We start from the raw sequence: 14020 nt of genomic DNA on the forward strand, positions 1-14020 counted from the left end.
GTCGATTTCCGAGAGCCCGATTGTCGAAAGGGTAGAGGTGCGGCTCGGTGGGACAGAGGCATCGCGGTCAGCGCGTATGGAGGGCTAGCAGATGGTCCGTTTTGAGCGTCTCGGGATGGGCTGGGCCGAGATATCGCTGCTGGCGGTGGAGGACCTGGCGATAGATTCGGTCCGCCTGGTGGGTGTGGCCTTGGGCGGTGAGCACGTTGGCGAGATCGCGGCGGGTGGTGAGCAGCCGGGCGTCGGAGTCGCTGAGGACCTGCTCCATGGTGGCCAGGACGTCGCGGAGCATGCTTTCGGCCTCGGCCGCGCGGCCCAGTGCCGCGCGCGTGCGGGCCAGGGTCGCCCTGGTTGTCAGCGTCAGCGGATGCTCGGCGCCCAGTACGCGAGACACGGTGTCCACGACTTCGGCGCCCATGTCTTCGGCGTCCTGGTGTGCGCCGCCTTCGTTGGTCCAGTGGGCCAGATCCGCCCAGGCATCGAGCGTTCTGGGATGTTCATCGCCCAGGACGCGGCGGTCGATCTCCAGCGCTCGGCGGCAGAGGTTCGCGGCTTCTTCCGCATCGCCCTGCACACCCACTGACCAGGCGAGATCGACGATGGTCGTCAACGTGTCGTTGTGTTCGGGACCCAGGAACGTCTCCTGGTCGGCGATCAGGTCGCGGTACATCTGTTCGGCTTCGCCGTACCGGCCCTGAGCCAGGATCGCCCCAATGAGCTGATCTCTGGTGAGGAGCGTGCCCGGATCAGCATCGCCCAGTACGCTCCGCCGGTCCTCAAGGGTGGCGCGGAACAGGTCTTCGGCTTCGCGGAAGCGGCCTCGGGAGACCATGGTGACACCAAGAGTGTGGCGGGCTTCGATCACTTCGGGATGCCGGTTTCCGAGCCGGGACACCGCGGCGAGCCGGACGCGTGCCATCTCCGCACCGCCCGCCCCCTCCTTGTTCCCGATCAGCCACAGGGAGTAGACCGCGCTGCCCGCGGCGTCCGACAAGCGCAGCAGCGCCGGTTCGCCCAGATGAGGGGCCGCCCAGACGAGAAGCGCCTCCACATGGGGGATCAGCCTCTCCCATTGCGGCCAGTCCGCGGGACGTTCGACGTCCAGCGCCCCGGCGGCGTCGCTGACCAGCCCCACGGCCAGCTCCGGAATCGAGGTGTCCTCCGTCATCCGCGCCCGGCAGGTGTCGGCCACCACCGGATGGAGCGCAAGGTCGGGCAGGCCCCCCGGCACCGGAACTGCCTCGATCAATGCCAGCTCGGCCAGAGCGCGCAGGCTGCTCTCCGTCACCGCCGAGCCGAGCAGGGCCATCGGGATCGGCGTGGTCGGCGCGAAGCAGGCCAGCAGGTAGAGCATCTCCCGCGCCCGCTCCACGCCCTGGTCGGCGAGCGCGTCGAGCGAAAGCTCCCAGGTTCGCGAGACCGTCGCCCGCGCGTCGGAACGCGCGGCGGGCAATTCGGCGACCCCCGCCTGACCGCTGTCCAGCGCCCGCCGGTAGTCCGCGAAGGTGCGCCACCGCGCGAACGGAGAGGTCAGATGCACCTCCGCCAGATGCAGCGCGAGGGGCAGCCCACCCAGACGCCGGGCGAACTCCATCGCCTCCCGCCCGTCCGGATCGGGGATGTCCGGAGCGGCTCCCCGAAGCACCGCCGCCGCCGCGACGTCATCGAGAACCTTCAGCGGCACCACCCGCACGCCCCTTCCCCAGACCTGGGGATCGCCCACCCGTGTGGTCACCAGCGTGAAGACGTCCCCGCCTCCCCGTACCCAACCAGCGCCGTCCGCGGGCGTCGACCTGCCGTCGGCGGCCAGCACAGCCGGTACGTCGGCGTTGTCGAACACCAGCAGGGCCTTGCGGCTCCCGGCCGGGCGCTCGGCCAGGAATAACCAGAACCGGTCGGCCGCGGTCGGCTCGGCATCACTCACCTCCCGCAGGAGCGATTCGGGCGCGTCCAGCCGTCGAAGGATCTCCACGATCCCGCCCCGCAACGACACCGAATCCGCGACGTTCACCCACCATACGGACCGCCCACGCCGACGGAACTCCGCAGCCAGCCACAACGCCACCGTCGACTTACCGACACCCCCCATCCCGGCCAGCACCAAGGCATCGGGAGTACGCCTGCCGCCGCGCCTCAGCGCGCTCCTCAACTCGGCCTTGAGACCGTCACGGCCCAGAACCTCGACCGGAAGACGACCGTAGGGCGCCGCGACCGGAAGCGCGCCTGTGGGATAGGCGGAACGCCCTGGTCCGCTGCGCACACGCCGGGCATCGCGACGATCCAGCACCGCCACCCGAAGCTGCCACGCGCCAACCCCGAGCGCGGCGACCCCGGCGAGCGAGGCCGCGGCAGTCAGCAGATCCATACCCAGACAATAGAACTGCAGCCTGGCTCGGTCATCGCATAAGGTCGCACGCGGTCGTCGAGACGTGCGAGCAGGTGAGAGCGGGCTTTGACGGTTGCGGGCGTGCGGTGATAGGTATGCCGTATCGATTCGGCACCAGCCGGTCGGAAGACGAGGAGGGGTTGATGCCGACCATCAGCCGACCGGATCGAGCCGCGAGCCTGGCGTTCGACTTTCCGGGCCGCGCCACCACCACGACTCCCGACCACCTCCTCGGCCGCCAGGCGGTGTCACGATGACCGTCCGCCATTTGCGCACGGACGCGCTCGATCCGTACATCCGGGGCGAAGAGCTCGGCAGGCGCATGGCAGCTGAGATCGCCACAAACGTCCGCGACTACGAGCGCCTCTTCGAGGCGGTCAAAGTGACCACCGCCGACCTCCCCGCGCTCGGCTCCGCAGCGATCGACCAGGTCCGCGCCTGGGCCCCCAGCCTGGTACGCGAATGGGAAGGCCTCGCCGCCGGATCCGGTCTCGACCTGTGGCGGATCGGCGTGCTCAACGCCCGGACCGAGATCCTCGCCACGGTCAAGGCGATCGGCGAGGGCGAATGCTCCGTCGCCGTGTACGCACCTGGACAGGGTTCGCCCCGCAGCGTACAGACCTGGGACTGGCACGACGCGTTCGAAAGCGAGCGCTTCATGGTCACCCACTCGGTCGAGGGCGGCACGCGACTGCGCTACTTCACCGAAGCCGGACTTACCGGCAAGATCGGGATCGCGGCCCGCGACCGGGGCTCGCTCGGGCTGCACCTCAACATCCTTCACCATTCGAGCGACGGAGACGGTCTCGGCGTGCCGGTCCACGCCGTCATGCGCCGGGTGCTCGAATGCGCCGACTCCCTGGAAAGCGCCATCGACATCGCCCGATCCGCCGCGGTCTCGGCCTCCTCGGCGCTCACCGTCGTCGGCTACGAGCAGGGCCGCTCCTGGGCGGCCACCCTGGAGATCTGCCCTGATGGCGTCGCTGTCGTGCCCCCCGACGAGGAGGGATTCCTCGTCCATACCAACCACTTCATCGACCCCACCCTGGCCGAAGGCGATCTGATGCCCGAGTCGTCCGACACGTGGGACCGGATGGCGGTGCTCGGGCGGCGGCGCGAGCTGCTTCGCTCCTCGCTCGTGGACGAACGGTTCGCGTTCCTTCGCCGGCACGCCGCGGATGGCGGCGCCGTCTGCTGCCATCCCAACCCCGAGCTGGCCTTCGAGCACCGCTGGCGCAGCCTCATCACGATCGACCTCGACTACGACCAGCACGCCGTCAGGCACGTCGACGCGGGCCCCTGCCAGCACGACGTACTCGGCCATCGGACCTTCTAGGAGTTTCCCATGATCGCTGGCCCGAGGGTCTCGTGCACCCCTCGATCCAGGGCGCGATAAACCTTGCCGAACGCCTCGCCTGACCACGGGAGACTCTGATGGCACCCCCCAAGTCCCGCGTCACGATCAAAGACGTGGCCTCCGCCGCCGGTGTGTCGCCGACCACCGTGTCCGACATCGTCAACGTCAAGGGCCGCGTCGACCCCGAGACCCGCGCCCGGGTGTTGAAGGTCGTGGCGGATCTCGGCTGGCGGCCGCTGCGGTCGGCGCGGGGACTGCGCACCGGCCGTCGCGGGATCATCGCGTTGTGCCTGCCCCGGCGGCCGCGGTCGGGCGATTCGTGGGTGCTCACCTCCGATTACGACATGCGTCTCACCATCGGGGCGGTGAGCGCGGCCATGGATCAGGGACAGTTGCTGCTGATGGCGCCGACCCCCGCGAACGATGAGGACGTGGCGCGGCTGGAGGTGGACGGGGTGGTGCTCGTCGACCCGGAAGAAGGCGACCTCAGCCGCCTCGCCCTGCGACGCAACGGCATGCCGGTGGTCACGGTGGACCGTGAGCTGGGCAGCGACGACCCCTGGTGGGTGGGGGTCGACAACAAGGCGGCCGTGTCGAACATGCTCGACCACCTGCTGGATCAGGGCGCGAAGCGGGTCGCGATGCTCACCGCCGACTCACCCTGGGCGTGGTTCGAGGACACCCAGGCGGCGTACGCATCCTGGTGCGCCGAACACGGATTCGAGAAACTCACCGCACTGGTCGACCGCGCCAACCCGGAGTCGACCGCCGCCGAAGCGTCCACGGTCATGTTGTCATCGGCCGCACCACCGGACGCCGTGGTAACCGATGTGTACGGCGCTGCTCTCGGGGTCCTGCGAGCGGCCCGTGACCTGGGTCTGCGGGTCCCGCAGGATCTCATGATCGGCTCGGCCGTCGACGGCCACGTCCTGGAAACGGCTTCCCCACCGATCACCGCGCTCGACCTGCAGCCAATGGATGTGGCACGTGCGGCGGTGCTGCTGCTCGAACGCCGCATCAATGGCGACGACAACCCCGCACCGGTCATCGTGGGCGAAGGGTACCTACGCATCCGAACGTCCACGCAGCGGACCTCCGCACAACTGAGATCATGACGGTCATGCGCCCGACCGAACGTTGCCGAGCCACGACGGTCAACCCCGACACCGCATAACGAGACCTCAACATCCCGGCGGCACTCGCCTCTCGCCTCGGACACCTCTACTTCGGCCTGTACGCCGAGGTCGAATCCGGCGGAGCCGTCCGCCTGGGAGATCCGGTCCACCTTGACCCGCCGAGCGCGGACGGCTCGGTTCCGTGGAACTGAGAGATCACCAGGAACTCCTAGCGATCGCCCCTGCGCTCGCCGACCCGTGATCATCCTTCGCCTCTGGATCGGCCTGTTTCGCAGAGCGCCCGAACGGCGGAATTTTGCGAATTGCCTCTCATTCCCCCGCGTCGTATATTCATTAAGTAACAAGTGCTACATAGAAACTTATGTTACCCATACCTAACTTATCTGGATAGGGAAGCCCGATGACCTCTCTTGTCGTACCTCCTGAGTTGCATCATTCGCACCGCGACGTGACCGGCGGCTGGCTGCGACCGGCCACGTTCGGTGTGATGGACGGCCTCGTGTCCAACTTCGCGCTGGTCGCGGGCATTGTCGGTGGCGGCGGGACCGGCTCTGCCGTACTGCTGGCCGGTTTCGCCGGTCTTGTCGCCGGCGCCTGCTCGATGGCCACCGGCGAATACACCTCGGTGTCGTCCCAGACCGAACTCATGCGCGCCGAGATCGCGATCGAACGCCGCGAACTGGAACGCAACCCCGAGGAGGAACTACGCGAACTCACCCTCGTCTACGAGGCCAAAGGACTGCGCCCCGAACTCGCCGCCGAGGTGGCCCGCGAACTGCACCGCCGCCCCGAGGTGGCCTGGCGCGTCCACGTACGCGAGGAACTCGGCGTCGACCCCGACGACCTGCCCTCCCCCTGGACCGCGGCCGCCTCCTCCTTCCTCGCCTTCGCGCTCGGCGCGCTCATCCCGCTGGTGCCCTTCCTCTTCGGCGAAACCAGCCTGGTCCCCGCCCTCATCGCCAGCGCCGTCGCCCTCGCCGTGACCGGCGGGATGGTGGCCCGGCTCACCGCCCGGCCGATGTGGTTCGGCGGCGGCAGGCAACTCCTCCTCGGCGGCCTCTCCGCCGCCGTCACCTACGTCATCGGCCTCCTGGTCGGCGTGGGAATCTCGTAACAGCGCCGGTCCGTTACCTTCGTGGTATGAGTCCACGTCGGGCACCGGGAAGCCTGGAGTCGGAGATTCTCGCCATCCTCCACGCCGCTGGACGGGCGATGTCGCCGGGCGAGGTTCGTGAAGCGCTGGTGGAAGGCGGGAGCGAGCTTTCGTACAGCGCGATCGTCACCACGTTGTCGCGGCTCCACGGCAAGGGCGTGGTGACACGTCAGCGCGCTGGACGCGCGTTCCGGTATGCCGCGCCCGCCGATTCCTCGGGTCTGGTGGCATGGCGGATGCGGCGCCTGCTGGACGCCGAAGACGATCACGCACCGGTGCTGATGCATTTCATCTCCGGTCTGTCGCCGGGGGATGAGGACCTGATCCGCCGGCTTCTCCACGGAGAATCCGATGATGCTTGACCATCTGCTCATCTCAACCGTGACGGCGCCGCTGGCCCTGGTGGCGTCGGTGCTGTTCCTGGCCGACCGGCTCCGGCCCGCCGTAGCCGTGATCGTGTTCACCGGCGCGGCGGTAACGGCGGCGACGTCCAGCATGGTGTCGGTCGCCGCGATCATCGCCTACGCCGGCGTCGCCGGCGTCCGAGGCGATCGTTTCACCTGGACGTCGTGGGTCGCGCTGGGCTTCCTGACCGTGATCGCGGTCCTGCTGGTACGGCGGGCGGTGCGGGAACGGCGCTCCTACCGGGCGGCCCGCGAGCTGGCCGCCGCGCTTCCCGGCGACGACCCGGTGGTGTTCGCTCCGGGCGAGGTGGCGCAGGCGTACAGCGTTCCGGGCCGTCCTGGCCGGATCGTCGTGAGCGAGGCGATGCTGCGGGCACTGAGCGACGAGGACCGGGCGGCCGTGGTCGAGCACGAGCGCGCGCACCTGGCCAAGGGGCATCACGTCTGGCTGGCGGCGAGCCGGCTGGCGATCTCGGCCCATCCGCTGTTGTGGCCGGTCCGGCCGGTGATCGCGTACGTGGTGGAGCGCTGGGCGGACGAGCGGGCGGCCACCCGGCTGGGCAACCGAGTCCAGGTCGCCCGGGCGATCGGCGCCGCGGCCCTGGTCGGGTCGCCCGCATCGCCGGGGAATGGCTTTCTGGGCGGCCGCAGGGGCGTTCCCCAGCGGATCTCGGCTCTGCTGGCCCCCTTGCCGCCGATGGGCTATGCGGCATTCCTCATCATTCCCGCGCTCTGTACGGCGGGTTCGCTGGCATGGACAGGTGAGGTGCTGATCGACCTGTCAGAGCTCATCCGGGCCAAACCAGGTGATCCGAAGTGCGGCCCAACAGGGTAAGCGGATCCGGGACGAGAGGGCGGCGACTAGCCGCCCCCTTTTGTTTAGGTTAGGCTTAGCTAACTTCTACATCCGTGTAGAAGCTGTCTTGCCTATGGAAGGAACCCCCTCGTGCCTCACTCCCCGCGCACGCTGCCCGCGCTTCTGGCCGGTGTGCTGCTCCTGTCCCTGGCCGCCTGCGGTGGTGAGCAGAGCACCAGCACGGTCCCCTCCAGCGCCGCGGCCACCAAGAAGATCACCGTTTACAGCGGCCGCAGCGAGGAGCTGGTCAAGCCGCTGCTGGACAAGTTCACCCAAGCCAGCGGAATCACGGTCGACGTGCGGTACGCCGCGACGGCCGCCATGGCCGCCCAGCTGCTGGAGGAAGGGGAGCGCTCGCCCGCGGACGTCTTCTTCGCCCAGGACGCCGGGGCGCTGGGCGCGGTGGCGAAGAAGGGGCTGTTCGCGCCGCTGCCCGCGGACGTCACCTCGCGCGTTCCGGAGACCTACCGCGCCAGAAGCGGCGAATGGGTGGGCGTCACGGCGCGCGCTCGCGTTCTGGTCTACAACCCCGGCAAGGCCCCCGAGCAGGAGCTGCCGGCGTCGGTCTTCGAGCTGACCGATCCGAAGTGGAAGGGGAAGGTGGGCCTCGCCCCCACCAACGCGTCGTTCCAGGCGTTCGTCACCGCTCTGCGCGTACAGCACGGTGAGGACAGGGCCAAGGAGTTCCTGGCCGGGCTGCAGGCCAACGAGCCGCAGATCCGCGACGGCAACGGCCCCATCCTGGAAGAAGTCGACGCCGGGACGATCACGGTCGGCCTGATCAACCACTATTACCTGGGCGAACTGGCCAAGGAACGCGGCGTCACGCCGGACCAGCTCACCGCCAAGCTGCACTTCTTCCCCGGTGGGGACACCGGCGCTCTCGTCAACGTGGCCGGTGTCGGCCTGCTGAAGAAGGCCGCGGCCAACGCCGACGCGAAGGCGTTCGTCGACTACCTCCTCGGGGCTGAGGCACAGGCGTACTTCGCCGAGCAGACCTTTGAGTATCCGGTCGTCGCCGGGGTGACGGGACCCGCGGGGGTGCCCGCGCTCAATGAACTCCAGGCACCCGACGTCGACCTGAACGACCTCGACGAACTGGAGACCACCATCACCCTGATCAAGGACTCGGGCCTCGTCCCCTGACCATGAGAAAACGCGCCATCCGGCTCCGGCCGGTGATGCTGACGATGGCGGTGCTGGCCGTGGCCGTCGCGCTGCTGCCTGTCGGGTATCTGGCCATTCGGACCGCCGAGGCGGGCTGGGACAAGATCGCGGCCGAGCTGTTCACCGTGCGGATCGTGCGACTCGCTGTCACCACTGTGTCGCTGACGGCGGTGGTGACAGCCGGGTGTCTGGTCCTGGCGGTCGGATCGGCCTTCCTGGTTGTGCGCAGCGACCTGCCCGCCCGGCGGCTGTTCGCCGTGCTGGCCGTACTGCCGCTGGCCATTCCGACCTATGTGGCGGGGTTCGCGTGGCGGTCCACTTTCGATGGGTTCGAAGGGTTCTGGGCGGCCGCGCTGGTGCTGGTGCTCTGCTCGTACCCGTACGCGTTCCTGCCGGTGGCGGCGGCTCTGGTGAACGCCGATCCGGCGCAGGAGGAGGTGTCGCTGGCCCTGGGCCGGACGCCGTGGCAGACGTTCACCGGGGTGACCCTGGCTCAGGTCCGGCCCGCCATCGCCGGCGGGGGGCTGCTGGTGGCGCTGTATGTGTTGTCGGACTTCGGTGCGGTCTCCACGTTGCGCGCTGACACTTTCACCCGCGCCGTGTTCGTCGCCTTCGACCTCGGGTTCGACCGTACCGGCGCGCTGGTGCTGTCCACCGCGCTGCTGCTGCTGGCCCTGGTCGTCCTGGTGGCCGAGAACGCCACCCGTACCGCGGGCGCCCGGCATGCGCCGCTGCGGGGCAGCCGCCGCCCGCCGACGCTGGTCGGCCTTGGCCGGGCGCGCTTGCCGGTCGCGGTCCTGCTGGCCGCGACGGCCTGCCTCTCGCTGGGCGTGACGGCCGTCAGTCTTGTCCGGCGGTTCGCCGAGGGTGTCTCCCGCCCGCGTGGGTGGGCCGAAGTGGCGGAGGCGCTCGGGAACTCGGTGGCCCTGTCGGCCGCCGGGACCATCCTGACGATGGCGCTGGCCCTGCCCATCGGGCTGCTCGTCGTCCGCGGGCCCGGCCGCACCGCCCGGCTGCTCGACCGGCTCACCTATGTCAGCCATGCCCTCCCGGGCTTGGTCGTCGGCCTGTCCCTCGTCTTCTTCGGGATCAACGTCGCGTACCCGATCTACCAGACACCCTGGCTCCTCGCGCTCGGCTACGCGGCGCTGTTCCTGCCGCTGGGTGTGGCGGCCACCGCCGCAGCGGCCGCTCAGTCCCCGCCCGTGCTCGAACAGGTCGCGGCCTCGCTGGGACGTTCCCCGCTCACCGTGCTCCGTACGGTGACGATCCCGCTCCTGGCGCCCGGCCTGGGCGCGGGCGCCGCCCTGGTGTTCCTGGCGTGCATGAAGGAACTCCCCGCCACACTGCTGCTGCGTCCCACCGGAACCGACACCCTCGCCACCTCGCTGTGGCGCAGCACCTCGGTGGCCGCCTACGCCGCAGCCGCCCCGTACGCCGGACTGCTGGTCGCCCTGTCGACGATCCCCCCTCTCGTCCTGGCCGCCCGCGCAGGCGTCCTGCAAAAGCCCAGAAAACGGAATCGCTCATGAACGCCCTGGAGATCTCCGCAGCCGTGAAACGCTTCGGGCCGGTCACCGCCCTGGCGGGAGTCGACCTCGCGGTGCCGCCGGGGACGCTGACCACCGTCCTGGGACCATCCGGCTGCGGCAAGACCACCTTGCTGCGCTGCGTCGCGGGCTTCGAACGACTCGACACCGGCGACATCCGGCTCAACGGCGCACCCGTCGACGGACCACGCACGTTTACCTCCCCCCACCGCAGGCGCGTCGCGATCGTCCCGCAGGAGGGCGCGCTCTTCCCGCACCTGTCCGTCGCCGGCAACATCGCGTACGGCCTGCCCCGCGACCACCGCCGCACCACCCGAGTCCAGGACCTGCTCACCCTCATGGGCCTGGACGGGATGGAAGACCGATTCCCGCACCACCTGTCCGGCGGCCAGCAACAACGCGTCGCCGTGGCCAGAGCCCTCGCGCCCCGCCCCGCGCTCATCCTGCTCGACGAGGCGTTCAGCGCCCTGGACGCCGGCCTGCGCGCCGATCTCCGCGAAGACGTACGCGCGGCCCTACGCGCGGACGGCGCCACCGCCCTCCTGGTCACCCACGACCAGGCCGAAGCCCTCTCCACCGCCGACCAGATCGCCGTCATGCGAGCCGGCTCGATCATCCAAGCCGCCCCACCAGAAACCATCTACCAGGCCCCCGCCACCCCCTGGATCGCCTCCTTCGTCGGCGGTGCCATGCTCCTACCCGGCCACTGGACCACCCCGACCACGGTCACCACCGCCCTAGGCATCCTCCCCGCGCTTGGCACCCCCACCACCGCCCCCGTGACCGTAATGATCCGCCCCGAACAGATCACCCTCTCCGCCCCGCCACCCTGGCCCACACCCCCACCCATCCCCGCCAAGGTCATCGACCGCACCTACCTCGGCCATTCAGCCCTGATCCGCCTCGAACTCCCAGACGCGACAGCAATATCAGCCCGAGTCCCCCCAGACCACCTCATCGACCTCGGCTCCCAGGTAGGCCTGACCGTAACCGGCCCATGCCGCGCCTGGCCTGGCTCACTGAGGGACAACTGAGAAGCGTGCTGAATTGACCACTTCTCAGTTATCGTCAAAGCATGGAATGCCCTGAGGTAGACGTGGCGCTGCAGGTGGTGGGCAACAACGGGGTCACCGCCGACTCGCTGGAGTCGGAGACCTTGGAGTTCAAACTGGTCGCGGAATCGGCGAAAACCACCTACACGCTGCTCGCGGATGCGCTCGTCTGCTTCGTCAACGCCGGTGGCGGCACCGTGGTGCTCGGCGTTGACGACAAAGCCACCACGCGGACGGCGGCGCTGCGAGGTGTGCCCGCGAGCTACAGCCTCGATCAGATCCGCAAGGGCATCTTTGATCGGACACAACCACCCATCACACCTTTCGTGACTGAGAAGATCGTGGACGGCGTTCGCCTGGTCGCCGTGTCGGTGCCCCAGGGGGTGCTGCCGCACTGCAACCGCGCGGGGCTCGCGACCAGGAGGCTGGGGAAGGAATGCCTGCCTTTTCCTCCCGATCAGCAACGCGAAGTGATGATCGCTCGCGGTCAGGTGGACTGGTCGGCCGAATCGTCCGGGGCCCGCATCAGTGATCTGAGCCCGGTGGAAATGGGCAGGCTGCGTCGGCTCCTCGACACCAGCGGTCGTGACCATCTTGTCGAACTCAGTGACAGTGCTCTTATGGACGCGCTCAGGCTGCTCGTATCCGACGGGACGGTCACCAACGCGGGTGTAATCCTGCTCGGGGAAGAGACGATCCTCCGGAAAACCATTCCCGGATACGGCTACTCCTATCAGTTCCGCCCTACCACGGGCAGTGAAGCCACGGGACGATTGCGCGGCACGCGCCCGCTCCTGGCGGCCATAGAGACTGTCGTCGAAGCCGTGGCCATCAGGCAGGAGGTTCATCCCCTCAATATTTCCGGTGGCGTTCAACTGCAGCTCACGGACTATCCGCATGACGCCGTACGAGAGCTCATCGTCAACGCCTTCATTCACCGTTCGTACGAGACGACGGGGACGGTGGACATCGAGCACTCACCAGAGCGGCTCATCATCATCAGTCCTGGCGGCTTGGTGGCGGGGGTGACCCCGCAGAACATCCTGACCCACCCGTCCACTCCTCGAAACCGTCTCCTCACCGAGACGATCTCGATTCTTCAACTCGCGGAACGTACCGGTCAGGGCATTGACCGCGCGTACCGGGAGATGCTGCGCGTCGGCAAGGAGCCACCTGCTATCGAGGACACCGGCACCATGGTCCGCGCGACCCTGACCGGCGGAATGGGCAATGACGCGTTCGTTCGGTTCATCAACGAGCTTCCGGCCAAAGCCGGACGTGATGTCAATGTGTTGCTGACGCTGACTCACCTTCGTACGAGCAGCAGCATCGACGCCCCGCGCCTGGGCGCGGTGATTCAGCGTCCTCCAGCCGAAGCGCAAGAAGTTCTGTCGGCAATGTCAGCGGAGTACCACCTCATAGAACCGACAAGGCGAACGGCGGGAAAGCCGTTTCCCTCGTACCGGCTCCTGTCCGCGACCGTGGCCGCGATGTCACGTGCGATCACGTACGCCAGGAGGGATGCCGACGAAATCGACCAAAAGATCATCGACCACATCAACGAGTACGGCTACGTGACCAACCGCACGATTCAACGTCTTTTCGACATCCATATCTACGCCGCGCGCGACATCCTCAACAAACTGCAGAAGCGACAGGTTCTAGTGAAACTGAGCGACGCGCGAGGCGGTATCGGAATCCGCTACGGCCGTGGCCCTCAGTTTCCCCAGTGAACTCGCACATGGCGACTCCTGCCCCCGGACGATGGTCACCGGGCGGCCCCGGACGGCAGTGTGGAGCAGCCGTTCGAGCTGGTGGGAATGCGCGGTCCGGCATCTTTCGCCTGCCAGATTGCCGGAACCCCACATTGTCGTGACGTGTGAGCCTCCCTAACGTCGGCACCAGCAGTGAGCCGGACGACGGAAGGAACGGACTGCGATGACGAGGGCGCACCGGCGTGACGGGCCGGTAATCGACATTCATTGTCATCGTGAGTGTGCTCCGGCCGCCGCCTTGATGGAGGATGCCGCCCGTGCGGCCGGCAAGGTGGCCCTCGGTCATGGGAACGCCACCACGCAGGCGGTGAACCGGCGGCAGCTCGCGGAGATCAGGCCGAAGATGGACATCCTGGATGTCCGGATCGGTGACATGGATCGGATGGGTGTGGACATCCAGGCTGTGGCCGTCGCCGTTTACCAGTACTACTACTGGGCTGATGCGGAGCTCGGCGCCAAGGTGGCGCGGCTGATGAACGAGGAGTTCGTCGAGTCGACCGCGAAGCACTCCGGGCGGTTTCTGCCGCTGGGCACGGTTCCGCTTCAGGACACCGAGGCCGCTATCGGGGAATTGCGCTACCTGGCGACCGAGCTGGGCATGCGCGGAATCGAGATTGGCACCCACGTCGAGGGGGAGGAGATCTCGGCGGCCAGGCTGGATCCGTTCTGGGCCGAGGTCGAGCGGCTTGGCGTCGTCGTGGTGATTCACACCCAGGGGCACACCCACCCGCAGCGGCTACAGGGCCACAACTTCGTGAACATCATCGGGCACGCCTTCGAGGCGACGCTCGCCACCGCCCACCTAATCTTCGATGGGGTGATCGAGCGCCATCCCGGGTTGAAGATCGTTGTGGTGCACGGTGGCGGCTACCTGCCCGCCTATCCCGGCCGGATCGATCACGGCTGGCGTGCCCGCGCAGATGTCAGCGAGAACGTGCCCGGCCTGCCGGGCGACTACCTGCGCGAGTTCTACTTCGACACCATGGTGTTCGACCCCGGCCAGCTGAAGTTCCTGGTCGATCGGTACGGCGCGGAACATGTCCTGCTCGGCACCGACTATCCGTACGACATGGGAGACGACGACCCGCTCGCGCTGATCGGGGCCACGCCCGGCCTCGACCAGCGGCAGGTCGACCTGATCAGCGGCGGCAACGCGGCGCGACTGCTAGGTCTCGCGTAGGAAT

At 68.3% G+C, this 14020-nt stretch carries 11 protein-coding genes; 10 read left to right on the forward strand and 1 reads right to left on the reverse strand.

The features are described 5' to 3' along the window. Window positions 1–67: 67 nt before the first annotated feature. Window positions 68–2365, reverse strand: coding sequence for a tetratricopeptide repeat protein (locus ABGB08_RS37015; protein ID WP_347600519.1), 2298 nt, complete (start codon window positions 2363–2365; stop codon window positions 68–70). A 274-nt stretch (window positions 2366–2639) separates the two neighbouring features. Between ABGB08_RS37015 and ABGB08_RS37020 the strand changes: the two genes are divergently transcribed. The 10 genes from ABGB08_RS37020 to ABGB08_RS37065 all read left to right on the forward strand — a co-directional run bounded on the left by ABGB08_RS37020 (window position 2640) and on the right by ABGB08_RS37065 (window position 14016). Then, window positions 2640–3722 (forward strand): C45 family peptidase, encoded by a 1083-nt coding sequence (locus tag ABGB08_RS37020; RefSeq protein WP_347600522.1) that lies wholly within the window; start codon window positions 2640–2642, stop codon window positions 3720–3722. Window positions 3723–3820: 98 nt separating this feature from the next. Next, window positions 3821–4858, forward strand: coding sequence for a LacI family DNA-binding transcriptional regulator (locus tag ABGB08_RS37025; protein ID WP_347600525.1), 1038 nt, complete (start codon window positions 3821–3823; stop codon window positions 4856–4858). Between the two features lie 421 nt (window positions 4859–5279). Then, on the forward strand, window positions 5280–5993 hold the full coding sequence (locus ABGB08_RS37030; RefSeq protein WP_347600528.1) for a VIT1/CCC1 transporter family protein: 714 nt from the start codon (window positions 5280–5282) through the stop codon (window positions 5991–5993). 26 nt (window positions 5994–6019) lie between these two features. Continuing rightward, entirely contained in the window at window positions 6020–6394 is a 375-nt protein-coding gene (locus ABGB08_RS37035) for a BlaI/MecI/CopY family transcriptional regulator (protein WP_347600531.1), read from the forward strand. Further along, entirely contained in the window at window positions 6384–7271 is an 888-nt protein-coding gene (locus ABGB08_RS37040; RefSeq protein ID WP_347600534.1) for a M56 family metallopeptidase, read from the forward strand. The genes ABGB08_RS37035 and ABGB08_RS37040 overlap by 11 nt, the downstream gene beginning before the upstream one ends. A gap of 111 nt (window positions 7272–7382) precedes the next feature. Continuing rightward, the gene (locus tag ABGB08_RS37045) at window positions 7383–8438 is read left to right on the forward strand and encodes an iron ABC transporter substrate-binding protein (protein WP_347600537.1); all 1056 of its coding nucleotides are present in this window, start codon (window positions 7383–7385) and stop codon (window positions 8436–8438) included. 2 nt (window positions 8439–8440) lie between these two features. After that, complete coding sequence (locus ABGB08_RS37050) at window positions 8441–9991, forward strand: iron ABC transporter permease (protein ID WP_347600540.1); 1551 nt, start codon at window positions 8441–8443, stop codon at window positions 9989–9991. Beyond that, window positions 9988–11043, forward strand: coding sequence for an ABC transporter ATP-binding protein (locus tag ABGB08_RS37055; RefSeq protein WP_347600543.1), 1056 nt, complete (start codon window positions 9988–9990; stop codon window positions 11041–11043). Before ABGB08_RS37050 ends, ABGB08_RS37055 begins: the two co-directional genes overlap by 4 nt. A 41-nt stretch (window positions 11044–11084) precedes the next feature. Then, window positions 11085–12794, forward strand: a complete 1710-nt coding sequence (locus tag ABGB08_RS37060; RefSeq protein WP_347600546.1) for an ATP-binding protein — start codon at window positions 11085–11087, stop codon at window positions 12792–12794. A gap of 205 nt (window positions 12795–12999) precedes the next feature. After that, window positions 13000–14016: an amidohydrolase family protein gene (locus ABGB08_RS37065; RefSeq protein WP_347600549.1), complete on the forward strand. Its 1017-nt coding sequence runs from the start codon at window positions 13000–13002 to the stop codon at window positions 14014–14016. Window positions 14017–14020 lie beyond the last annotated feature (4 nt).

The organism is Acrocarpospora sp. B8E8 (assembly GCF_039871605.1).
In the GTDB taxonomy this organism is placed as follows: domain Bacteria; phylum Actinomycetota; class Actinomycetes; order Streptosporangiales; family Streptosporangiaceae; genus Acrocarpospora; species Acrocarpospora macrocephala.

What these genes read in the sequence shown, in the direction of transcription:
- ABGB08_RS37015 (WP_347600519.1), bottom strand. Translation starts at nt 2,365, where the DNA reads ATGGATCTGCTGACTGCCGCGGCCTCGCTCGCCGGGGTCGCCGCGCTC.
- ABGB08_RS37020 (WP_347600522.1), top strand. Translation starts at nt 2,640, where the DNA reads ATGACCGTCCGCCATTTGCGCACGGACGCGCTCGATCCGTACATCCGG.
- ABGB08_RS37025 (WP_347600525.1), top strand. Translation starts at nt 3,821, where the DNA reads ATGGCACCCCCCAAGTCCCGCGTCACGATCAAAGACGTGGCCTCCGCC.
- ABGB08_RS37030 (WP_347600528.1), top strand. Translation starts at nt 5,280, where the DNA reads ATGACCTCTCTTGTCGTACCTCCTGAGTTGCATCATTCGCACCGCGAC.
- ABGB08_RS37035 (WP_347600531.1), top strand. Translation starts at nt 6,020, where the DNA reads ATGAGTCCACGTCGGGCACCGGGAAGCCTGGAGTCGGAGATTCTCGCC.
- ABGB08_RS37040 (WP_347600534.1), top strand. Translation starts at nt 6,384, where the DNA reads ATGATGCTTGACCATCTGCTCATCTCAACCGTGACGGCGCCGCTGGCC.
- ABGB08_RS37050 (WP_347600540.1), top strand. Translation starts at nt 8,441, where the DNA reads ATGAGAAAACGCGCCATCCGGCTCCGGCCGGTGATGCTGACGATGGCG.
- ABGB08_RS37055 (WP_347600543.1), top strand. Translation starts at nt 9,988, where the DNA reads ATGAACGCCCTGGAGATCTCCGCAGCCGTGAAACGCTTCGGGCCGGTC.
- ABGB08_RS37060 (WP_347600546.1), top strand. Translation starts at nt 11,085, where the DNA reads ATGGAATGCCCTGAGGTAGACGTGGCGCTGCAGGTGGTGGGCAACAAC.
- ABGB08_RS37065 (WP_347600549.1), top strand. Translation starts at nt 13,000, where the DNA reads ATGACGAGGGCGCACCGGCGTGACGGGCCGGTAATCGACATTCATTGT.